This is a genomic window from Rhodoferax sp. (genome assembly GCF_028688795.1).
In the GTDB taxonomy this organism is placed as follows: Bacteria; Pseudomonadota; Gammaproteobacteria; order Burkholderiales; family Burkholderiaceae_C; genus Rhodoferax.
The window spans coordinates 20,790-41,518 of the sequence record NZ_JAQTXM010000037.1 but is presented as its reverse complement, the minus strand read 5'-3'; the positions used below and the strand labels follow the sequence as shown (position 1 = coordinate 41,518).

The 20,729-nt window shown below is 56.9% G+C and carries 20 protein-coding genes; 13 read left to right on the top strand and 7 right to left on the bottom strand.

The window, feature by feature from the left end:
- Window positions 1-176 precede the first annotated feature (176 nt).
- The 3 genes from PHQ58_RS20385 to PHQ58_RS20375 all read left to right on the top strand — a co-directional run bounded on the left by PHQ58_RS20385 (window position 177) and on the right by PHQ58_RS20375 (window position 4,456).
- Window positions 177-2,009 (top strand): ATP-binding protein, encoded by a 1,833-nt coding sequence (locus tag PHQ58_RS20385; RefSeq protein ID WP_300114975.1) that lies wholly within the window; start codon window positions 177-179, stop codon window positions 2,007-2,009.
- Window positions 2,006-3,193: an EAL domain-containing response regulator gene (locus PHQ58_RS20380; RefSeq protein WP_300114973.1), complete on the top strand. Its 1,188-nt coding sequence runs from the start codon at window positions 2,006-2,008 to the stop codon at window positions 3,191-3,193. Before PHQ58_RS20385 ends, PHQ58_RS20380 begins: the two co-directional genes overlap by 4 nt.
- Before the next feature lie 87 nt (window positions 3,194-3,280).
- Window positions 3,281-4,456 (top strand): HD domain-containing phosphohydrolase, encoded by a 1,176-nt coding sequence (locus PHQ58_RS20375; RefSeq protein WP_300114970.1) that lies wholly within the window; start codon window positions 3,281-3,283, stop codon window positions 4,454-4,456.
- Window positions 4,457-4,928: 472 nt separating this feature from the next.
- On the opposite strand, the gene PHQ58_RS20370 is transcribed toward PHQ58_RS20375, so the two are convergent.
- The 4 genes from PHQ58_RS20370 to PHQ58_RS20355 form a co-directional block, all read right to left on the bottom strand.
- On the bottom strand, window positions 4,929-8,390 hold the full coding sequence (locus PHQ58_RS20370; protein ID WP_300114967.1) for a DEAD/DEAH box helicase: 3,462 nt from the start codon (window positions 8,388-8,390) through the stop codon (window positions 4,929-4,931).
- A gap of 57 nt (window positions 8,391-8,447) precedes the next feature.
- Window positions 8,448-9,482: a lipoyl synthase gene (gene lipA, locus PHQ58_RS20365; RefSeq protein ID WP_300114964.1), complete on the bottom strand. Its 1,035-nt coding sequence runs from the start codon at window positions 9,480-9,482 to the stop codon at window positions 8,448-8,450.
- Between the two features lie 110 nt (window positions 9,483-9,592).
- A complete protein-coding gene (gene lipB / locus PHQ58_RS20360) occupies window positions 9,593-10,408 on the bottom strand; it encodes a lipoyl(octanoyl) transferase LipB (protein WP_300114961.1) in 816 nt (271 codons plus the stop codon).
- Between the two features lie 2 nt (window positions 10,409-10,410).
- Window positions 10,411-10,716, bottom strand: coding sequence for a DUF493 family protein (locus tag PHQ58_RS20355; RefSeq protein WP_300114959.1), 306 nt, complete (start codon window positions 10,714-10,716; stop codon window positions 10,411-10,413).
- Window positions 10,717-10,807: 91 nt separating this feature from the next.
- Here PHQ58_RS20355 and PHQ58_RS20350 point away from each other — a divergent pair, with 91 nt between their 5' ends.
- The 9 genes from PHQ58_RS20350 (at window position 10,808) to PHQ58_RS20310 (ending at window position 18,016) form a co-directional block, all read left to right on the top strand.
- Window positions 10,808-11,290: an ATP synthase subunit I gene (locus PHQ58_RS20350; RefSeq protein WP_300114956.1), complete on the top strand. Its 483-nt coding sequence runs from the start codon at window positions 10,808-10,810 to the stop codon at window positions 11,288-11,290.
- A gap of 51 nt (window positions 11,291-11,341) precedes the next feature.
- Window positions 11,342-12,232, top strand: coding sequence for a F0F1 ATP synthase subunit A (atpB, locus tag PHQ58_RS20345; protein WP_300114953.1), 891 nt, complete (start codon window positions 11,342-11,344; stop codon window positions 12,230-12,232).
- A 64-nt stretch (window positions 12,233-12,296) separates the two neighbouring features.
- Entirely contained in the window at window positions 12,297-12,545 is a 249-nt protein-coding gene (gene atpE, locus PHQ58_RS20340) for a F0F1 ATP synthase subunit C (protein WP_300114948.1), read from the top strand.
- A 36-nt stretch (window positions 12,546-12,581) separates the two neighbouring features.
- Window positions 12,582-13,052 carry a F0F1 ATP synthase subunit B gene (locus PHQ58_RS20335; protein WP_300114945.1) on the top strand — a complete coding sequence of 157 codons (471 nt, stop codon included), beginning with the start codon at window positions 12,582-12,584 and terminating at the stop codon, window positions 13,050-13,052.
- A gap of 9 nt (window positions 13,053-13,061) precedes the next feature.
- Window positions 13,062-13,592, top strand: coding sequence for a F0F1 ATP synthase subunit delta (locus PHQ58_RS20330; RefSeq protein WP_300114942.1), 531 nt, complete (start codon window positions 13,062-13,064; stop codon window positions 13,590-13,592).
- A gap of 50 nt (window positions 13,593-13,642) precedes the next feature.
- Window positions 13,643-15,196, top strand: coding sequence for a F0F1 ATP synthase subunit alpha (gene atpA / locus PHQ58_RS20325; RefSeq protein WP_300114939.1), 1,554 nt, complete (start codon window positions 13,643-13,645; stop codon window positions 15,194-15,196).
- A gap of 30 nt (window positions 15,197-15,226) precedes the next feature.
- On the top strand, window positions 15,227-16,123 hold the full coding sequence (atpG, locus tag PHQ58_RS20320; RefSeq protein ID WP_300114936.1) for a F0F1 ATP synthase subunit gamma: 897 nt from the start codon (window positions 15,227-15,229) through the stop codon (window positions 16,121-16,123).
- Window positions 16,124-16,171: 48 nt separating this feature from the next.
- Window positions 16,172-17,596 carry a F0F1 ATP synthase subunit beta gene (atpD, locus tag PHQ58_RS20315; protein WP_300114933.1) on the top strand — a complete coding sequence of 475 codons (1,425 nt, stop codon included), beginning with the start codon at window positions 16,172-16,174 and terminating at the stop codon, window positions 17,594-17,596.
- 3 nt (window positions 17,597-17,599) lie between these two features.
- Window positions 17,600-18,016: a F0F1 ATP synthase subunit epsilon gene (locus PHQ58_RS20310; RefSeq protein WP_300114930.1), complete on the top strand. Its 417-nt coding sequence runs from the start codon at window positions 17,600-17,602 to the stop codon at window positions 18,014-18,016.
- A 96-nt stretch (window positions 18,017-18,112) separates the two neighbouring features.
- Here PHQ58_RS20310 and PHQ58_RS20305 read toward each other — a convergent pair whose 3' ends face one another.
- From PHQ58_RS20305 to PHQ58_RS20295, 3 genes are read right to left on the bottom strand one after another with little or no spacing between them, the layout of a single operon-like run.
- Window positions 18,113-18,634 (bottom strand): TPM domain-containing protein, encoded by a 522-nt coding sequence (locus PHQ58_RS20305; RefSeq protein ID WP_300114927.1) that lies wholly within the window; start codon window positions 18,632-18,634, stop codon window positions 18,113-18,115.
- The gene (locus PHQ58_RS20300; RefSeq protein ID WP_300114924.1) at window positions 18,634-19,593 is read right to left on the bottom strand and encodes a TPM domain-containing protein; all 960 of its coding nucleotides are present in this window, start codon (window positions 19,591-19,593) and stop codon (window positions 18,634-18,636) included. Before PHQ58_RS20300 ends, PHQ58_RS20305 begins: the two co-directional genes overlap by 1 nt.
- Complete coding sequence (locus PHQ58_RS20295; protein WP_300114922.1) at window positions 19,590-20,177, bottom strand: LemA family protein; 588 nt, start codon at window positions 20,175-20,177, stop codon at window positions 19,590-19,592. The genes PHQ58_RS20300 and PHQ58_RS20295 overlap by 4 nt, the downstream gene beginning before the upstream one ends.
- Window positions 20,178-20,275: 98 nt before the next feature.
- On the opposite strand from PHQ58_RS20295, the gene PHQ58_RS20290 reads away from it, so the two are divergent.
- Window positions 20,276-20,725: a nuclear transport factor 2 family protein gene (locus PHQ58_RS20290; protein WP_300114919.1), complete on the top strand. Its 450-nt coding sequence runs from the start codon at window positions 20,276-20,278 to the stop codon at window positions 20,723-20,725.
- The last annotated feature ends 4 nt before the right edge of the window (window positions 20,726-20,729 follow it).

The following is a 20,729-nucleotide window of genomic DNA, read 5'->3' as shown; positions in this document are numbered from 1 at the left end:
ATAGTTCCATGGTGATCACCTTGTTTGCTCCTGCCTAAAAAGTAGGCAGCGCTAGTAAAACACCTGGCTCAGTTTTGGGTCGGCATATCCTCTAAAAGTGGCTCAGTTTTCGGTCGGCGGCAACACCCAATGGACTTGAGTTATTTGTCTTCGATCAAGCGACCAACCCGAACGGCATGAAGTACCAACTGCTGGCATGGTCGTCGCCCGTATCCTCAAAACCAACACTGCCGGTACTCAACATCAAACCAAACCAGTTGCGCCAGGGGCGTTACGCCGAACGCACTTTCAAAGTTGCTGACCGCGAGCGCCTGATGATCATGCGACCCGATAGCAACAGCGCCACCGTGATACCGATCCACTGGGATGGATGGCTGATCCTGTCCTTTAGCTTGTCGCTGGCAGGCACGCTGCTGTACTTTCAAGGCCGGCGTGAAGTGCAGGAGAAACTATTACAAGCATCGAACGCGACGCACCGGGAAGAGGCTGAGTTCATCAAACAACTGCTGGAGCAACTGCCCATCGGGGTCGCCTTGCGCACCCTGCAAGGTGACTTTATTGACGCCAACCCGGCCTTTCTGGCCCTGTTGGGACGACCGCTTGATCAACTCAAAGGATTGAGCAACCAACAAATTGCGCCCACCGAGTTCGAGGCGCGGCTTACCTCGCAAGCGCTCGCCTTGCTGGCGACTGGGAGTTACGGCCCCTATGAAAAGGAATACGTGCGCCCCGATGGCAGCCGCGTGCCGGTGCAAGTGCGCGGGTGCAACGTGGAGTTCAACGGCCGGACCGTCCTGCTGTCGGTGGCCGAAGACATCTCGGCCCGACGCAAGTCCGAGTTCCAGCTGGCGCAATCGCAAAAGATGGATGCCATTGGGCAGCTCACTGGTGGTCTGGCACACGACTTCAACAACATGCTGGGCGTCATCATCGGCAACCTGGACCTGCTGGCCAGCCTACTGGGGAATAACGAACCAGCGCAGGCCAAACTGAACACAGCCCTAACCGCCGCGTTGCGAGGGGCCGACCTGACACGCGCCTTGCTGGCGGTGGCCCGATCCCAGTCCATAAACTCGGAAGCGGTGGACTTGAGTGGCCGACTTAATGAGCTGTTGCCACTGCTGAAGCATACCGCCGGCAACGCCATTGAAGTGACGTTGATGCTGGACGGTAACCCGGTGGTGGAAGTCGACCCCGGCGGGCTGGCCAGCACCGTGTTGAACCTGGTACTCAACGCCCGCGACGCCATGCCCGACGGCGGCCACCTCACCTTGGTGACCAAGCTGTGCACGATTCATGTGGATGGAGTCGGCACCACATTGAAACCCGGCCATTACGCCGAACTGAGCGTAAGCGACACCGGAAGCGGCATGCGCCCCGAGGTGCTTGCGCGTGCGATGGACCCGTTTTTTACCACTAAGGAGCGTGGCCGGGGCACGGGCCTGGGGCTGTCGATGGCGCATGGGTTTGTCAAACAATTTGGCGGCGACCTGACGATTTACAGCGAACCCGGCTTTGGTACCACGCTGCGACTGATGTTGCCGATAGCGACGCCGTCATCCGGCGTTGGCACGGCGACGTGGACTGCAGACGAAGAATCTACTGAAACCATGCCCCGCGGCGACAAACGGGTGCTGGTGGTGGATGACGAAATTGAGCTGCTGGCCGTCACCGCCACTTGGCTCAAGGCATTGGGCTATGAGGTGACACCTTGTGCCACACCAGCTTCTGCCCTAGCTGCTTTGCAAGACAGCCTAACGTCGGGCCGACCCTACGCCCTGATGGTGACGGATGTCATCATGCCCGGCATGAATGGTTTTGAGTTGGCCCGCGCGGCCCGCGCCGTCCAACCGGCGTTGGCGCTGCTCTATATCTCAGGCTTCGCCGATGTGGCAGACCGGGGCCGCAGCCGCCCCAGCGGCGCCATTCTTGAAAAGCCGTTTCGGCAACCGACATTGGCCACTCTGGCACGCCAAGCCTTGGATCAAAAATCGAAAGAAACATCATGATCACCCGCCCTTACGTTGCGCTCCTGGATGATGATGTCGCCTTGTGTGTTTTTATGAGCGAAGTTGCGCAGGCAGCGGGCTATCACACCCTGATGGCCCACGACGGGCGCGAGTTGGCCACCTTGCTGGCGGCTCAGCCAGTGTTGCTGGTGTTGGACATTGCCATGGCGCACATGGATGGCATTGAGGTGATTCGCCAACTGGCCGCCGCCCGCTTTACTGGGCGACTGGTGATAGTGAGCGGCCACGGCGCCGCCATGCTCCAGTCGGCCAAACTGTTGGCAGAGTTGCAGGATGTGCGTGTCGCTGGCATTTTGACCAAGCCGATTCGGGCCGAGAGTTTATTGGCCCTGCTGCAAGCGCCCGAATTACGGGTCGCCACACCGCGGGTGCAGCACGAGATCAGCCAGGCGGACCTGGCACGCGGCATTGAGAACAATGAACTGCTGTTGCATTACCAGCCACAAGTCAGGTTGACCGATGGCGCCTGGGTGGGGGTGGAGGCGCTGGTGCGCTGGCAGCACCCGCAGCACGGACTGCTGTACCCAGATGCCTTCATTGCGCTGGCTGAATCCAGCGGACTGGCCCTGCCGCTCACCCGCAAAGTGATTGCCATGGCCCTGCAGCAATGCTCGCGAGGTTGCGGCACCCTAAAATTTACCGGCACCTTGTCCATCAACCTGCCACCGATCGCCATGTCCGACCTGACGTTTCCTGAGGCCGTGGAGGCCGCCGTCAATCAAGTGGGCTGCAAGGCCGAAAAAATCATGTTCGAGGTGACCGAGACCTCGGTTCCAGCCGACCCGGCCAAGGCGATTGAGATCCTGACCCGCTTGCGACTCAAGGGCTTTGCATTGTCGATTGACGACTTTGGCACAGGGCATTCGTCGCTGGAGAACCTGCAACATTTGCCATTTAACGAACTCAAAATCGATTTGATCTTTGTGCGTGCTGCCGAGACCGACGTCGCCTCGCGCCTGATCGTCGAGAGTTCTATAGCGTTGGGCTGCCAGTTGGGCATGAAGGTCCTGGCCGAAGGCGTTGAGAACCAAGCCCTGTGGCACTGGTTGCGCAACGCTGGCTGCGACCTGGCCCAAGGCTATTTCATTGCCCGACCGATGCCCCTTGAACAATTGGCGGCTTGGCAGGGCGAGTGGGAAACCCGGCGATTGGCCTTGATCTAATGCCTGTTGCCCTTTGAATCAAGCCTTGACCATGAGCTGTTCGATGCGAGATGCCCGTGCACCCAATCACGGGGGGTGAAATTTGTTATGGATTTAAAAATATTACTGCGATCACACATCCATATCGGTATCCCCTTGAAGAGGAATATTTACGACGTGAAGGGAAAGTTGCTAATCTCCAAAATGGGGGTCCTTCACACCGATCTGCAGCTTAAAAAATTGCTGAGCCATGGTGCCTATGTAGATGCAAGTCTTCCAGAAGAGGGCCTAGAAAATGTTTTGTTTGCCCAGCCCCTGCAAAGCGCTGCGCCCGTCGGTCTGCTTCAAAAGTGGGAGAAAATATCAGGTCTTCTACAGACACTTTTAAAGCACCCGGAAACGAAATATGATTTTGCGGCGCAAGTAGCAAATGTCGCCGAGCACATTCTGTCACTGCACGATCAGAATTCGGATTTCAGCATTTATCGTATCGTTAGGCAAGAGCGTTATCAGGCTTCCCATTACGGCTATACGCATGCAGTGCATACCGCTGTGTTGTGCATCTTGCTGTCGCGTCACTTTGATTGGCCAACGGATCTGATGATGAGCTTGGTCAATGCCGCACTCACCATGAATATGACCATCATGAAGTTGCAGGGGGAGATGGCCGGCCAAGCTGGCCCGGTGGAAATAGATCAGCGCGCCGAGATTTTTAGCCATCCACGAAAGACTGTGTCACTTCTTAAAGAGCTTGGTGTCACCGATGTCAACTGGTTGGCAGCAGTCGAACAACACCATGAACATATAAGCGGGAATGGTTACCCGACGGGGTGCAAAGAGGTGTGTGAAATCGCAACCGTCTTGCAGTTTGCCGATATCTTTACCGCCAAGATCAGCCCAAGAACCTTTCGTGCGGCACTGTCAGTTCATGAAGGTATTTCGCAAATTTATCGTCATGACAATGGGGGGCCCATGTCGATGGCCTTGATCAAAACCCTGGGCATTTATCCGCCGGGTGATTTTGTGCAGATGGCCTCTGGTGAACTGGGCATTGTGGTTGAGCGCACCGCCGATACAAAGGCGCCAATTGTGGCCTCCATTACTGACCCGGCTGGCCGTCCGGTCCCCCGATTATTGCGCCGTGACACACGACAATCCGAGTTTGCCATCACGGGCAATGTGAGCGACAAGTTGTTACTGCAGCGTTTACTGCCAGAGCGACTCTATGGTTTTTCCATCATTAACGCATTGGGCTGGCCACCGTTTGAATTTCTCGTTGGTTAGCCTTGCGCCAAAGCGATCAATTTTTCGATCCCTGACTGTTTTAGCAAGGTCACAGTGCCCGTCCAAACGAGTGGAAAACTTGAGCAGCAAATGTCGGCTATCTGGAAGGTAGATTAACAAGACGAATTTCGGCAACGGGTCTATTGCTGACCGACCAGTGACAAATTCACTGTGAAATCAGTGTCGATGAAACCGTCGTTTTGTTGACAATCTAGAAAGATACTTAAGAACCGCCGTTTTAGGGCGGTTTGTGTTCATCAACTGATTCACAAAACAAAGTGAAGTAAACGTATGAGTTGGTATCGCTTCGCAGAACAGTACTTCTTGTAACCGGCATCCATGGTGGTCAACCATTGTTTTCACCCGGACGAACTGTCAGCTGCTTCAACAAGCTCCGGTCACTTCTACGGCGGTCTTTCAAACTTTAAGTAAAACAAGCCTATAACCCTTGTCTAATAAGCGCATAAAGCTCTTATTTTGAGAGCGGTTTAAGCAACTCCTGCAAATCGCTTTCAGAAAACAGCGGCTGCTTGCGCCCCACCGAGCCGCTGTACATGCTCTCGGCCAGTGCCGCTTTGCGCTCTTGCAGCGCCAGAATGCGCTCCTCAATGGTGCCTTGCGCCACCAGCTTCACCACCCAGACACTTTGGGTTTGGCCGATGCGGTGGGCGCGGTCGGTGGCCTGGGCTTCTACTGCCGGGTTCCACCACGGGTCGTAGTGGATCACGGTGTCGGCTTGCGGCAGATTCAGCCCGGTGCCGCCAGCTTTCAGGCTAATCAAAAACAAGGGCACCTGGCCGCTGGTGAACTGGTCAATGATCTCGTCGCGCTTCTGGCTTTGGCCGGTGAGCTTGACCCATTTGAGGTCACGTTTTTTCAGCTCGGCCTCAATCAGCGTGAGCATGCTGGTGAACTGCGAAAACAGCAAAATGCGCCGCCCCTCTGCCAACATCTCGGGCAGCAGTTCCATCAGCTGGTCAAGCTTGGCGGAGGTTTTGACCTTTTGCGCCGCCGCAATTTTGAGCAAATGCGGGTCGCAGCAGACCTGGCGCAGCTTCAGGAGTGCATCCAGAATGGTGATTTGCGACTTGGCAAGGCCTTTGGTGTTGAGGGCCTCGCGCACAGTTTTTTCCATGCCCAAACGAATGGTTTCGTACAGGTCGGCTTGCTTGCCTGAGAGCTCGACGCGCATCACGGTTTCGACCTTGGGCGGCAGCTCATGCGCCACCAGCGCCTTGGTGCGGCGCAGCATGAACGGTGTCACGCGGGCGCGCAACTGGCGCAGCGCTTCGGGGTCACCTTGCTTTTCGATGGGGTTGCGAAACAGTTCGGTAAAGCGCTTTTGGCTGCCCAGAAAACCCGGCATCAAAAAGTGGAACAGGCTCCAGATTTCACCCAGGTTGTTTTCCATCGGCGTGCCGGACAGGCACAGGCGGTGGCGGGTGTTGAGCTGGCCCACCACTTCGGCGGCGTGGGTGTTGGCGTTTTTGATGTTTTGCGCCTCGTCCAGCACCACCAAGTGCCATTGGCCTTGCAGCCAGCCTTCGCGGTCGCGCGGCAGCAACGAATACGGCGCGATGACGATGTCGTGGTCGTGCGTGCTGCCTGTCACCTCATGCCGGTCAGCGCCGTGTATGACCAGTGTGCGCAGTTCGGGGCAAAAGCGCTCGGCCTCGCGCCGCCAGTTGCCCATCAGGCTCACCGGCGCAATGATCAGCGCCGGGTGCGTCAGGCGGCCGGCGTCTTTTTCGATCTGGATGTGGGCCAAGGTTTGCAGCGTTTTGCCCAGGCCCATGTCGTCGGCCAGGATGCCGGCCAGACCGGCTTCGCGCAAAAACTGCAGCCAGTTCACACCTTGCTGCTGGTAGGGGCGCAGCTCGGCTTTGACGCTCTTGGGTAGCGGCACGTCGGGCAGTTCGGCGCGGCCGCTGAGTTTTTTGACCACGTCGCGCAAGTGTTGCGCACCCTGCCAGACCGCGCCTTCGCCCAGCGAGGCGGTGGTGCGCATGGCGTCCAGGCGCGAAAGTTTCAGGCTTTCGCCCGTGAAGTCATGGGCGCGGTCACCCACCAATTCGAGCAGTGCGCCCAGCCAGGGTTTCAGGTTGTCGGTGGGCAGGCGAACAAAGCCGCCACCGGGTTGAGGCAGGTAGATGTAGGGCGGCAGCTCGGGCTCGCCGGTGCTGGCATCGCGCGGGCTGGTGGCAGCGGTCTTGATGAGCTCTGGCAGCCAGGGCAGGATGTTGTGGCGTTCGCCGTTAATCTCTAATCCCAAGCTCAGGTCAAACCAGGGCGAGGTGGCCTCGTCGTCACCCTGCGCCTGCAGGTTCACGTGCAGGGCATCGCCATGCTGGATCCAGTCTTTCAGCGCATCGTCCAGCGTCACATCAAAGCCGGCACGGCGAAACGGCGCATAACCCTCATCAGCCCACCGCAGCCAGGCTTGTTGCGGCTCGCTGCCAGCGATGCCAAACACGCCATTGTTTCGGGCGGACAAGCCCAAATCCATCAAATGGGTGATGGCTTCAAGCTCGGCTTGCGGGTCGCGGTGCAGCAGGCAGCGGGTTTTGCCATCGTCAATCATCACCGTGGTGCCTTGACCCACCCACCAACCGGTGTGGCCGGCGTAGTCAAAACGCAGCGTGGCCTGCATCAGGCCATCACTGGTCACATCGGCTGGGTGCACAGGCGCCAGGCGCAGTCGGGCCTTGGGCGTGATGCCGCTGAGGGTTTTAAGCTGCTCCAGCACTGGCGGCAAGGGCAGCGGACCAAGCCGCTCAACCAAGGCGGCCTGGTGTTTTTTAAGCGCCGAGGCCCGCAAAGGTGGGCTTTTCAGCAGCACCGCCACCTGGCCCAGGCTCATGCCTTGCACCCTTGCCACACCACACACGCCGTGCTGGCTGTCGAGGTAGAGCGGCGGATTGTTCATGCACAAGCGGGCCTGCGCGGTGTCGAGCAGCGGGCGCAGCACCCAGTTGCTGTCATCGCCAGACAGCTGGGTCACTTCATGCCATTGCCAGCGCACCTCCAGCGGCGGGCCCCACTTGGCCGGCAGCACCGGCTGGCCTTTGTTGTCGCCAACAAACAGCCGCCCGGTGCTGGCCGCTTGCTCCAGCGCCTGCAGGCCGTATTTGCCGTCTACCGTGACCCTTGACTTGACGCCGTAGTTGTAAAAGTAGCTGCTGGACGCGCCGGGCATGGTGCGCATGAGTTGCAACACGTCGTGGTCCACCTCGCTGGCCAGGTCGTACACGGCCTGACCGCGTTCGGGCTGAAACTTGACTGGCTTGGCCTTGGCCCAGCCGCCCGTGACCTTGGGGTAAGACACCACCATCTCCAGCGTCAGCAAGGGGTTGGGGCCGGTTGGCGCAGTGACGCCCAGCAGGTACAAAAACTGTTCATGACGCTCGGGCTTGGCGTTGCGGTCTGCAGCCGAAGCGGGCACCTGGGCCTTGGGGCCGCCGCGCTCCAGCTCACCAAGCCAGCGCAGCACCTGGTTTTCGGCTTCCAGCTGGGCGGCGGCTTGGCGCTTGGCCAGGTCGGCCTGGGCTTGTGCTTTCAGTTCTTTTTCGGTTTGCGGCTTGAAGGCGCTGGTGCCCTCGCCCAGCACCTGCTGGCCTTTGTAGGCGGCTTTGACCATCAGGGCAATGGCATGTTTGCACTGGTAACCCACCGGGCACGTGCAGTCGCTGTCCCAGTCCAGCACACGGCCTTGCGGGCTGCGGCTGACTTCAACCGAAACTTTGTACGGGTAGCGCGCCGTGCCTTGCACCTGGCCGGTGAGCAACCACACATCTTTCAGCGGTTCAATGGCGAGATCAAGCACCTTCTGGCTGCGGTAAAGGTCCAGTCCACGGGCGTAAACGGCGGCGTCACACTGTTGCACCAGCGACGCCAAATCCAGCCAAAGCCCTGGCGCTTGCCAATAATTTTGCATGAAATAGGCCTCTAGACCTTATGAATAAAGCGCAACTAGCTATATATTAAATAGCTATCAAAGAGCACTCGGGTTGACTGGCGCGACATGCCCCATGGCATGGCCGGCTTGCTGGTCAGCGTGGTAACTGCTGCGCACCATGGCGCCCACAGCGGCGTGGCTGAAACCCATCTCGTAGGCCTTGGCCTCAAACATCTTGAACACGTCCGGGTGCACATACCGCTTGACCGTCAGGTGAGAGGTAGACGGAGCCAAATATTGGCCGATGGTGAGCATGTTGATGCCGTGGTCGCGCATGTCTTGCATGACCGTCAGAATCTCGTCGTCGGTCTCTCCCAGGCCCACCATCAGGCCACTTTTGGTGGGCACATCCGGGTGCAGCGCCTTGAATTTTTTCAGCAGGTTCAGGCTGAATTGGTAATCTGAGCCCGGGCGGGCTTCTTTGTACAGGCGGGGAATGGTTTCCAGGTTGTGGTTCATCACGTCGGGCGGAGCGGCCTTCAGAATCTCAAGCGCGCGGTCGTCGCGGCCCCGAAAGTCGGGCACAAGCACCTCGATCTGCGTTTGCGGCGATTTGGCGCGAATCTGCTCGATGCAAGCGACAAAATGCGCGGCCCCGCCGTCGCGCAAGTCATCACGGTCAACGCTGGTGATCACCACGTATTTGAGCTTGAGCTGGGCAATGGTGTTGGCCAGGTTCTCCGGTTCGTTGACATCCAGCGGGTCGGGGCGGCCATGGCCCACGTCGCAAAACGGACAGCGCCGGGTGCACTTGTCACCCATGATCATGAAGGTGGCGGTGCCCTTGCCAAAACATTCACCAATGTTGGGGCAACTGGCTTCTTCGCACACGGTCACCAGTTTGTTGGCACGCAGCACGTCCTTGATTTCATAAAACCGCGTGGTCGGTGAGCCGGCCTTGACGCGAATCCAATCAGGCTTGCGCAAGATCTCGCCCTGCACCACCTTGACTGGAATGCGCGACAGCTTGGCGGCAGATTTTTGTTTGGCCAGCGGGTTGTAGTCTTCTTGCGACTGGGCTTCGCGCACAGTGGGGTTGGCAGAAGGGTTGGCGGTGGTTGGGGTGTTCATGGGGTGTGCCGTGGTTTCAAATGAAAATTTACTCTGCCAAAGGTTTGCGTCAATGCCTTGAGGTCACCCAATGTCAATCGGTGTTGGCGGCTGGCGTCCACCAAGAGGCTTCAGGGGGTTAAATAGGTGGTGAGTTTCTGGCTGAACAGCTCGGCCACTTCTTGCCAGCTGGCGTGGACGCCGATTGTAGAAAGGTCTACCGTTTGCAGCCCCGAGTAGCCGCAGGGGTTGATACGCGAGTAGGGCTCCAGGTCCATCGCCACATTGAGTGCCACGCCGTGGTAGGTGCAGTTGCGGCTGACCTTGATGCCCAAGGCGGCGATTTTTCCGAGGCCGGTGAAGTTGGGGGTGCTGGCGTGAGGCTTTAACTCAGAAAGCTTGATGTCAGAGCCATTGCGCTGCGCGGCCGGGTTCTCCCCGGACCTTTCTTGCACAGCCATCGCCTCGGAGCACAGCGGCATTGACGCCAATTCTGGCGCGATATGAACAGTCTTTTGCGGCCTTTGTGGTAGCAGCGCATGGCTGGCCGGGTCATCCAGGCGCACGTAAATGCCTGGCGCGCCCGCCACCCGGTGACCCGTCACGCCAAAGTGCATCAGCGTGCGAATCACCGCTTCTTCAATGCGGTAGACGTATTCCTTGACGAAATAGCCGGCCCGCTTCAGGTCAATCAGCGGATAAGCCACCACCTGCCCAGGACCGTGGTGAGTCACCTGGCCACCCCGGTTGGTTTGCACCACGGGAATATTGCCAGGGTTGAATATGTGCTCAGTTTTTCCAGCTAGCCCCTGTGTATAGACCGGGGTGTGCTCACAAATCCAAAGTTCATCGGGTGTGTTCTCGGTACGTGTCGCGGTGAACGCCTGCATCGCCACGTAGGTGGGCTCGTAGGCTACCTGACCCAGATGGTGTGCCTGCAAGGCCATGTCTACAACACCACCTTCACCATCGGATGCGTCGACAAGGTGCGGTAGATTTCATCCAGCTGCTCGCGGCTCGTGGCGTTGACCGTGATGGTCACCCCTAAATACTTGCCACCCTTGCTTTCGCGCAATTCAATGGTGGTGGCGTCAAACCCAGGGTCAAATTGCCCTGCAATGTGGGTGATGGCATGCACCAACCCCTCTACCTTGTTGCCCATGACCTTGATGGGGAACGCACAGGGATAAATGATGAGCGAAGGCGCCTCGCTGGCGCTTGCCACAAAGGGTGAGTGTGGGATTTGATCTGACATGATGGCTTGGCCAGCGAGGTTTGCAGCTGGTTTCTCCGTATAATGGAAGGCTAATCTAACTCGGGCTAACTGTAAAGTAAGCGTAATGTAAATGGTGACAATACCACCTTCAGAGGCGCAGGATTCCGGGTTTGAAAGTGACCCGCCTGATTTTGTACCATTGACCCGATTGCAAGCGCAGGCGCTGGCAAAGGCCAATCCCTCAGTTTCACCTTGGTGGGTTGTGTTGGGTCAGGTTCTGGTGGGTGTGCTGGCCAGTTTGATTGCTTGGGTAATTTTCGGTGAGGCGATTGCCAGGTCGGTGGCCTGCGGCGCGGTGGCGGTTGTGATTCCTGCGGCATTGTTTGCGCGGGGCCTGACCAGTCAGTTTGCCGCGGCCAACCCGGGCATGGCGGTGGTGAGCTTCTTTGTATGGGAGCTGGTGAAGATTGTGGTGACGGTGGGGGTGTTATTTGCAGCCCATCGTCTGGTGAAGGATTTGAGTTGGCCAGCCATGCTGGTCGGTCTGATTCTCACCCTTAAGGTGTACTGGCTGGCGCTGGCGTTCAAACGCAAGACCAACCCGGTGCAGTAGTAAACATCCAACGATTGCCTAACGGCAAAAGTAACTGATAAAGAGTAACTGATGGCTGCTGAAGAACACGCTGCGCAACCCGCACTGACCGCTGGAGAGTACATTGGCCACCATTTGCAACATTTGCAAACCGGCAAGCAATCCGGGGTCATCGACTTTTCCGTCTTCAACCTCGATTCAATTTTCTGGTCAGTCCTGCTGGGCTGTGTCGGTCTTTTTGTCATGTGGCGCGTCGCCAAAACCGTCACAGCTGGCGTTCCCGGACGCATGCAGGCCGCGGTTGAAATCCTGCTTGAGATGGTTGACACCCAGGCCAAGGGCATCATCCACAACGCCGAATCACGCAAGTTTGTCGGCCCGTTGGCTTTGACGGTATTTGTCTGGGTGTTTTTATTGAACTCGATGGACTTTTTGCCTGTTGATTTGATCCCCTTGATCTGGCAAATGATTTACGGCGCAGCTGGCCACGACCCTGCACATGCCTACATGCGTGTGGTCCCCACCGCTGACTTGTCGACAACTTTGGCCATGTCAACTTCGGTGTTACTGGTGTGCCTTTACTACAACATCAAGATTAAGGGCGCTGGCGGTTGGGTGCATGAATTGGTTACCGCACCTTTCGGTACCAGCAAAAATCCTTTGTTTGCCTTGATTCTGGGTGTGTTGAACTTCAGCATGCAACTGATTGAATTCACAGCCAAAACGGTATCGCATGGCATGCGGTTGTTTGGCAATATGTACGCGGGTGAGTTGGTGTTCATGCTGATTGCGCTCATGGGTGCGGTTGGGTTTGGCTCAGCCACTGGCGTAGCGTTGTGGTTGGGTCATGTGGTGGCGGGTACTGGTTGGGCAATCTTTCACATTCTGATTGTTGCCTTGCAAGCCTTCATTTTCATGATGTTGACTCTGGTGTACGTGGGCCAAGCCCATGACCATCACTAACAGTTTGTCAGTCGGTTTCTCTTTTCTTTTTTTCTTTTCAACTTGAATCCATAGGAGCTTTTAAATGGAAAACGTGCTTCGTTTTGTGGCGCTGGCCGCTGGTTTGATCATTGGTCTGGGTGCTGTTGGTGCCTGTATCGGTATTGGCATCATGGGTAGCAAATACCTTGAAGCAGCCGCTCGTCAGCCAGAGCTGATGAATGAATTGCAAACCAAAATGTTCTTGCTGGCTGGTCTGATCGACGCTGCGTTCCTGATCGGTGTTGGTATCGCGATGATGTTTGCGTTTGCCAACCCGTTCGTACTGAAATAATTCCCTTCGCCTTTCATTAACTAGAGAGGGGTCGTTGTGAGTATTAACGCAACATTCTTCGCGCAACTCGCAGTGTTTTTCATGTTGGTGATCTTTACGATGAAATTCGTATGGCCACCGATTGCAAAGGCACTTGACGAACGCGCACAGAAAATCGCAGACGGTCTGGCCGCTGCTGACAAAGCCAAAACTGAACTCTCAAGCGCCAACAAGCGCGTGGAAGTCGAGCTGGCCAAGTCACGCACTGAAACCACTGCACGCCTGGCTGACGCCGAGCGTCGTGCCCTGACCATCATTGAGGAAGCAAAGGCCAAAGCCATGGACGAAGGCAACAAAATTGTTGCAGCCGCCAAGGTCGAAGCCGAACAGCAAACCGTCAAGGCGCGTGAGACCCTGCGTGAGCAGGTCGCCGCACTGGCAGTCAAAGGCGCTGAGCAGATTCTCCGCAAGGAAGTCAATGCTGGCGTTCATGCTGATTTGCTCTCCCGTTTGAAGACCGAGCTTTAAGAGAACAACATGGCTGAACTCGCCACTATTGCCCGTCCTTACGCTGAGGCTTTGTTCAAGGCTAGCGCATCTGACCCAAAAGCTGTTCTGACTTGGCTTGATGAATTGGCCAGCGTCGCTGGTCAGGCTCAATTGCTACAGTTTGCTGACAGCCCCAAGGCAAGCGCCGACCAGGTGTATGCGGTGATTACCGGTGTCATGAAGTCTGCACTGGACAACCATGCGCAAAACTTTCTGCGCACCGTGATCGCCAACAACCGTCTGGCTTTCCTGCCCGAAATTGCCACGCAGTTTCGTGCTTTGGCGAATGTCAGCAGCGGTTCAAGCGATGCCGTGATTTACAGCGCGTTTGCCATCGACAACGGGGCGTTAGCCGATTTGACAGCTGCACTTGAGAAGCGCTTCGCGCGCAAGCTCAATGTATCTGTCGAATTGCAACCCGAACTCATCGGTGGCGTTCGTGTGGTGGTGGGTGATGAGGTTCTTGACACTTCTGTCAAAGCCCGTCTTGAACAAATGAAAATGGCATTGACAGCTTGAGGCGCAAGCCCCAGGTTGCCAGGCCCTATTAACGAAAGAAGGAAAGAGTCATGCAACTCAATCCCGCAGAGATTTCTGAACTGATCAAGAGCCGTATTGAAGGCCTGTCCGGCAATACCGACATCCGTAACCAAGGCACCGTGGTGTCCGTGACCGACGGCATCGTCCGCATTCACGGCCTCTCAGACGTGATGCAAGGCGAAATGCTCGAATTCCCAGCAGACGCTGACGGTCAGCCCAGCTACGGCTTGGCACTGAACCTCGAACGTGACTCTGTGGGTTCCGTTATTTTGGGCGCCTATGAGCACATTTCCGAAGGCGATACCGTCAAATGTACGGGTCGTATTCTTGAAGTACCCGTTGGCCCCGAGTTGAAGGGTCGTGTCGTGAATGCACTGGGTCAGCCAATTGATGGCAAAGGCCCAATCAACGCCAAACTGACTGACGTGATCGAAAAGGTCGCACCGGGTGTGATCGCTCGTCAATCAGTGGATCAACCCATGCAAACCGGTCTGAAGTCGATTGACTCAATGGTGCCTGTGGGTCGTGGTCAGCGCGAATTGATCATTGGTGATCGTCAAACCGGCAAGACTGCCGTTGCAATTGACGCGATCATTAACCAAAAAGGTCAAAACGTCACCTGCGTTTACGTGGCAATCGGTCAAAAAGCTTCCAGCGTTAAAAACGTGGTGCGCTCTTTGGAACAAGCCGGCGCTATGGAATACACCATTGTGGTTGCCGCTACAGCCTCCGAATCTGCCGCTATGCAATATGTAAGCGCGTATTCTGGTTGCACGATGGGTGAGTATTTCCGCGACCGCGGCGAAGACGCCCTGATCGTTTATGACGATCTGTCCAAACAAGCCGTTGCCTACCGTCAGGTGTCCTTGTTGCTGCGTCGCCCACCAGGCCGCGAAGCCTATCCTGGCGATGTGTTTTATCTCCACAGCCGCTTGTTGGAACGCGCTGCCCGCGTGAATGCCAAGTATGTTGAAGACTTTACCAAAGGTGAAGTCAAAGGCAAAACCGGTTCTTTGACAGCTTTGCCTATCATCGAAACACAAGCTGGCGACGTGTCTGCTTTCGTGCCAACCAACGTGATTTCGATCACTGACGGTCAGATCTTTTTGGAAACCAGCTTGTTCAATGCCGGTATTCGCCCTGCGATCAACGCCGGTATTTCGGTGTCCCGCGTGGGTGGTGCAGCACAAACCAAACTGATCAAAAACCTGTCTGGTGGCATCCGTACCGACTTGGCCCAGTACCGTGAATTGGCTGCTTTCGCGCAATTCGCGTCTGACCTCGACGAATCTACCCGCAAACAACTTGACCGCGGTGCCCGCGTTACTGAATTGCTCAAGCAAGCCCAGTACAGCCCGCAACCCATCTCGTTGATGGGCGCCACACTGTTCGCTGTCAACAAGGGTTTCCTGGATGACATCGCTGTGAACAAGGTCTTGGCTTTCGAGCACGGCTTGCACGGCTATCTGAAAGACAAGCACGCTGCGCTGTTGGCCAAGCTGGAAGCAGCCCGCGCCATGGACAAGGATGCCGAGGCCGAGTTGAACACCGCCGTTGCCGCCTTCAAAAAGACGTTTGCTTAAGGTCACCTCGTAACAGACAAGGAGACTGATATGGCAACTGGCAAGGAAATACGCGGCAAGATCAAAAACTTCGAAAGCACGAAGAAGATCACCAAGGCCATGGAGATGATTTCCGTCTCCAAAATGCGTAAAGCTCAAGAACGCATGCGCGCCGCCCGGCCGTATGCCGACAAAGTGCGCAACATCGCGGCCCATCTGGGCCAGGCTAACCCCGAGTACGTGCACGCGTTCATGAAACCCAACAACGCAAAAGTTGTGGGCATGATCGTGGTCACCACGGACAAGGGCTTGTGCGGCGGTCTCAATACCAATGTGTTGCGCGGCGTGACCCACAAGTTGCGTGACGTTCAAGCCGAAGGCATGACCACGCATGCCGTGGCTATCGGTAACAAGGGCTTGGGGTTCCTCAACCGCATCGGTGCAAAAGTTGTGGCGCATGTGACCCAGTTGGGTGACCGTCCACACCTGGAGCGGATGATTGGTCCGGTCAAGGTGTTGCTCGATGCCTATGCCAAGGGCGAAGTGAATGCGGTTTACCTCTCTTACACCCGTTTCATCAACACGATGAAACAGGAAGTGGTGATGGAACAACTGTTGCCGCTGTCGGCTGTACAGATGCAGGAAGAAGCCCGCGCAAGCGAGGCCGTCACTGGTTCCAAGCACGGCTGGGACTACATTTACGAGCCAGACGCACAGACCGTGATTGACGACCTGCTGGTCCGTTATGTCGAGGCACTGGTGTTTCAGGCTGTTGCCGAAAACATGGCTTCAGAACATGCCGCCCGCATGGTGGCCATGAAGGCGGCCACAGACAACGCTGGCAATGTGATTGGGGAACTCAAGCTGGTCTATAACAAGACCCGCCAGGCCGCCATCACCAAAGAGTTGTCAGAAATCGTCTCCGGTGCAGCCGCTATCAGCGCCTAAACCACAGCACCCCGCTAGCAAGATTCAAATTTATTGGAGCAAAACCAAATGGCTCAAGATACTCAAACTAACGCCGGCGTTCAAGGCAAGATTGTTCAGTGCATTGGCGCTGTGGTTGACGTGGAATTTCCGCGTGATCACATGCCCAGCATTTATGACGCACTCAAACTTGAAGGCTCCACCCTGACCCTCGAAGTCCAACAGCAATTGGGTGACGGTATTGTCCGTACCATTGCTTTGGGTTCCAGCGATGGCTTGCGCCGTGGTCTGATGGTGTCTAACACTGGCAAGTCCATTCAAGTGCCCGTAGGTACCGCAACGCTCGGCCGCATCATGGACGTGCTCGGCGCGCCCATCGACGAACGTGGCCCTGTCAACGCGTCCTTGCACATGTCTATTCACCGCAAAGCGCCGGTTTACGACGAACTTAGCCCATCACAAGAACTGCTGGAAACCGGCATCAAGGTGATTGACTTGGTCTGCCCGTTTGCCAAAGGCGGCAAGGTTGGCTTGTTCGGTGGTGCCGGTGTGGGCAAGACCGTGAACATGATGGAACTCATCAACAACATCGCCAAGGCGCACAGCGGCTTGTCCGTGTTTGCCGGTGTGGGTGAGCGTACCCGTGAAGGCAATGACTTCTACCATGAGATGGCCGACTCCGGCGTGGTGAACCTTGAGAACCTTGAAGAGTCTAAAGTGGCCATGGTTTACGGCCAGATGAATGAGCCTCCAGGCAATCGTTTGCGCGTGGCCCTGACAGGCTTGACCATTGCCGAGTCGTTCCGCGACGAAGGCAAAGACGTGCTGTTCTTCGTGGACAACATCTACCGCTACACCTTGGCCGGTACCGAAGTGTCCGCGCTGTTGGGTCGTATGCCTTCCGCTGTGGGTTACCAGCCAACATTGGCTGAAGAAATGGGCCGTTTGCAAGAGCGTATTACCTCAACCAAAGTCGGTTCCATCACATCCATCCAGGCCGTTTACGTGCCAGCGGATGACTTGACCGACCCAAGCCCAGCGACCACCTTTGCCCACTTGGACTCCACCGTGGTGTTGAGCCGTGACATTGCGTCATTGGGTATCTACCCTGCGGTTGATCCGCTGGACTCCACCAGTCGTCAGCTTGACCCCAACGTGGTGGGCCTGGATCACTACGAAACAGCCCGCGCCGTGCAGGGTACGCTGCAGCGCTACAAAGAGCTGCGCGACATCATTGCGATTTTGGGCATGGACGAATTGGCACCGGAAGACAAATTGACCGTGGCTCGTGCCCGCAAGATTCAACGTTTCTTGTCGCAACCGTTCCACGTGGCTGAAGTGTTCACTGGCTCACCTGGCAAGTACGTTAGCTTGGCCGAGACCATTCGCGGCTTCAAGATGATTGTGGCTGGCGAGTGTGATCACCTGCCAGAGCAAGCCTTCTACATGGTTGGCACGATCGACGAAGCCTTCGAAAAAGCTAAAAAGGTCTAAGCCATGAACACCATCCACGTTGATGTGGTGAGTGCCGAGGAGTCCATCTTCTCGGGTGAGGCACGGTTTGTGGCCTTGCCCGGTGAAGCCGGTGAGTTGGGCATTTACCCGCGCCACACGCCGCTGATCACCCGCATCAAAGCAGGTTCAGTTCGCATTGAGAAGGCTGACGGTACGGAAGAGTTTGTGTTTGTCGCCGGTGGCATTCTTGAAGTGCAACCCAATTGCGTCACCGTGTTGTCCGATACCGCCATTCGCGGCAAAGACCTCGATGATGAAAAGGCAAATGCTGCCAAGCTAGCCGCTGAAGAAGCTGTCAAAAACGCCAAGACCGATCTGGACTTGGCCCGTGCATCGTCTGAACTGGCGGTCATGGCGGCACAAATTACGGCCCTGCGTAAATACCGCAATAAACGCTAAGCAGCTTTGGCTTCGCCAAAAACCCGCACCGAAAGGCAGCGGGTTTTTTTGCGCTTAACGTGGCTTGATCATGACGGGTCGGCGCCCGCCAGCACCTCAGCCCAGGACAGGTTCATCTGGCAATTCATTGGTATTGGACTGTTTGGCGTGCAGCGAAAAGTGCTGCTGTAACAGGGCTGACACCGCTTGCACTGCTTGCGTCAAGCCGCCCTCAAAATCTCCGGCTTTGAAGGCGGCACCCATCGACGCTACCAAGTGTGGCCAAGTGCCAGGCGCCACGACCTGGTTCAAACCGCGGTCGGCCACGATTTCAATGCGTCGTTCAGTCAGCAGAAGGTAAATCAGCACGCCGTTGTTATTTGCGGTGTCCCATACCCTCAACTTGCCAAACAAGGCCAACGCCCGCTCGTGCGTGATTTGCGCCATGCTGTCGGACCGCCATAGGTAGCTAAGAGGCAGACCTGCCTCCACATAAATGCGAATTTCGCCGCTGTGACCAGCCTCGCTTTTTGCCACTTGCGCTGCCAGCTTGTCCAGCAGCGCGGGGGGAATGGCGCGCTGGGCCGCATCATCACGCTGCCAGCGATGTTTCAATATACGGATTAAACGCGTCCACATCACCAGTCTCCCGAGGCACCACCGCCACCAAAATCGCCACCACCGCCGGAGCCAAAGCCACCGCCGAAACTGCCACCGCCACCCCCACCAAACCCACCGCCGCCGTGGCCCCAACTTGTGCCTCGCCCGCCGCTACCGCGCTTTCCCAGGATGTTTTGCACCAAGGTAAAGACCAAAGCCACTACGCCGGCCAGCCCGGCTATCAGCAAACTCGCCGTGAGCACCATAGTGATGACGCCAGCTATGCCGCCTGTGGCGACTGCGCCAAGGCGGTTGCCGAAGATGCTTTTGGTGACCGCGCCAACCACCGGCACGGCGATGAACATGAAGATGCCCAGCTGCATCCAGTCAAACTCCCCAGTTGGCTGTGCGCCCGTTTTGGGGGGCTCCGGCAAGGCCTCACCGGTGATGAGCGCCATGATGCGCGTAACACCGGCATCCAGCCCGCCTGCATAGTCGCCCTGCTTGAAGCGTGGTGTGATCGCTTCATCAATGATGCGTTTGGCCGCCAAATCTGGAATGGCACCCTCCAGCGTCTTGGCCACTTCAATGCGCAGCTTGCGGTCTTGCACCGCCACGATCACCAGCAAGCCATCGCCAATGTCCTTACGGCCAATTTTCCAAGTGTTGGCCACCCGATTGGCATACGAGGCAATGTCTTCAGGTTGCGTGCTGGGCACCAGCAACAACACCACTTGCGAGCCCCTTGCCTGCTCAAATGCCGTTAATCTGGCGTTTAACGCTTCACGTTGTGCCTGGGCCAGCGTGCCAGCGGTGTCGACGACATGCCCAGTCAAAGCCGGAACGGCTTGCTGCGCCTGGGCCAGGCTGATGGCAAACAGGCAGGCCAGCCACAAGGCTGATTGCAATCCAGAGCGACAAAGTCCTATCAGGACGCGTTGCCAAGCGCTCAGGTGTGTCGCCTGCCATTGCGCCAGCAAGCGATTGAGCGCGTTCATTTCTTGTTGAAATCAACCACGGGTGGGGCGGAAATGGCGGCCTCGTTTTGCACCGCAAAATTTGGCTTCGGGGCATAACTGAACACCATGGCGGTCAGGTTGCTCGGGAAGCTACGCGCCAGCACGTTGTAAGCCTGCACGGCCTGGATGTATCGGTTGCGCGCCACCGTGATGCGGTTTTCAGTGCCTTCAAGCTGCACCCGCAAGTCGCTGAAACCCTGATTGGCTTTGAGGTTGGGGTATTGCTCCACCACCACCATCAAGCGACTCAAGGCCGAGCCCAGTTCACCCTGTGCGGCCTGAAACTTGTTGAAAGCCGCTGGGTCATTGAGCGTTTCTGGCGTCACCTGAATCGACGTTGCCTTGGAACGGGCCTCGATCACTTTGGTCAGCGTGTCTTGTTCAAAGGCCGCCTCGCCTTTGACCGTGGCCACAATGTTGGGAACCAAGTCAGCGCGGCGCTGGTATTGGTTCAACACCTCACTCCAGGCCGATTTGGTTTGCTCGTCCAGGCGTTGAAAATCGTTGTAGCCGCAGCCCGTCAGGAGCACAGCCGCCATCAGCATGAAAAACCAGCGTTTCATAAACACCTCCGTAACGTAAAGCGCAACGGTAGCACAAGGGGCCAGCCAAGGTGCTGCAAAAGCGGTCAAAATCAACGCTTCTCATCCCGATTGCGCCCATGTCCAAAGCCAAAAAAACCGCAGCCACCGTTGGTGGCTCTGCCGACGACATTGAAACCAGCTTTTACGAGGCCCTACAAACCTCCGACCTGGAGCGCCTGATGGCCTGCTGGGCGGACGAAGATGACGTGATCTGCATTCATCCGGGTGGTCCGCGCCTGATTGGACTGGGCGCCATTCGCTCTGCATTTGAAGCCATGTTTGCCAACGGCAGCCTGCGCATTGCGCCGCTCGCCGTGCGCAAAATTGAAGCCCTGGCGTGCGCCGTGCACAGCGTACGCGAGCGCATTGACATCCTCACCAACGAAGGCCCGGTGGAGGCCTTTGTGATGGCCACCAATGTTTATCACAAGACCGCCCAAGGATGGCGATTGGTTGCGCACCACGCCAGCCCCGGCAACCCGCGTGAGGCGCAAGACATCACTGAAACCCCTCCTGTTCTACATTAAATTG

Bases quoted from the DNA above. Each gene is read 5' to 3' on its own strand.
- PHQ58_RS20385 (WP_300114975.1), top strand. From the start codon at position 177: ATGAAGTACCAACTGCTGGCATGGTCGTCGCCCGTATCCTCAAAACCA.
- PHQ58_RS20380 (WP_300114973.1), top strand. From the start codon at position 2,006: ATGATCACCCGCCCTTACGTTGCGCTCCTGGATGATGATGTCGCCTTG.
- PHQ58_RS20375 (WP_300114970.1), top strand. From the start codon at position 3,281: ATGGATTTAAAAATATTACTGCGATCACACATCCATATCGGTATCCCC.
- PHQ58_RS20370 (WP_300114967.1), bottom strand. From the start codon at position 8,390: ATGCAAAATTATTGGCAAGCGCCAGGGCTTTGGCTGGATTTGGCGTCG.
- lipA (WP_300114964.1), bottom strand. From the start codon at position 9,482: ATGAACACCCCAACCACCGCCAACCCTTCTGCCAACCCCACTGTGCGC.
- lipB (WP_300114961.1), bottom strand. From the start codon at position 10,408: ATGGCCTTGCAGGCACACCATCTGGGTCAGGTAGCCTACGAGCCCACC.
- PHQ58_RS20355 (WP_300114959.1), bottom strand. From the start codon at position 10,716: ATGTCAGATCAAATCCCACACTCACCCTTTGTGGCAAGCGCCAGCGAG.
- PHQ58_RS20350 (WP_300114956.1), top strand. From the start codon at position 10,808: ATGGTGACAATACCACCTTCAGAGGCGCAGGATTCCGGGTTTGAAAGT.
- atpB (WP_300114953.1), top strand. From the start codon at position 11,342: ATGGCTGCTGAAGAACACGCTGCGCAACCCGCACTGACCGCTGGAGAG.
- atpE (WP_300114948.1), top strand. From the start codon at position 12,297: ATGGAAAACGTGCTTCGTTTTGTGGCGCTGGCCGCTGGTTTGATCATT.
- PHQ58_RS20330 (WP_300114942.1), top strand. From the start codon at position 13,062: ATGGCTGAACTCGCCACTATTGCCCGTCCTTACGCTGAGGCTTTGTTC.
- atpA (WP_300114939.1), top strand. From the start codon at position 13,643: ATGCAACTCAATCCCGCAGAGATTTCTGAACTGATCAAGAGCCGTATT.
- atpG (WP_300114936.1), top strand. From the start codon at position 15,227: ATGGCAACTGGCAAGGAAATACGCGGCAAGATCAAAAACTTCGAAAGC.
- atpD (WP_300114933.1), top strand. From the start codon at position 16,172: ATGGCTCAAGATACTCAAACTAACGCCGGCGTTCAAGGCAAGATTGTT.
- PHQ58_RS20310 (WP_300114930.1), top strand. From the start codon at position 17,600: ATGAACACCATCCACGTTGATGTGGTGAGTGCCGAGGAGTCCATCTTC.
- PHQ58_RS20305 (WP_300114927.1), bottom strand. From the start codon at position 18,634: ATGTGGACGCGTTTAATCCGTATATTGAAACATCGCTGGCAGCGTGAT.
- PHQ58_RS20300 (WP_300114924.1), bottom strand. From the start codon at position 19,593: ATGAACGCGCTCAATCGCTTGCTGGCGCAATGGCAGGCGACACACCTG.
- PHQ58_RS20295 (WP_300114922.1), bottom strand. From the start codon at position 20,177: ATGAAACGCTGGTTTTTCATGCTGATGGCGGCTGTGCTCCTGACGGGC.
- PHQ58_RS20290 (WP_300114919.1), top strand. From the start codon at position 20,276: ATGTCCAAAGCCAAAAAAACCGCAGCCACCGTTGGTGGCTCTGCCGAC.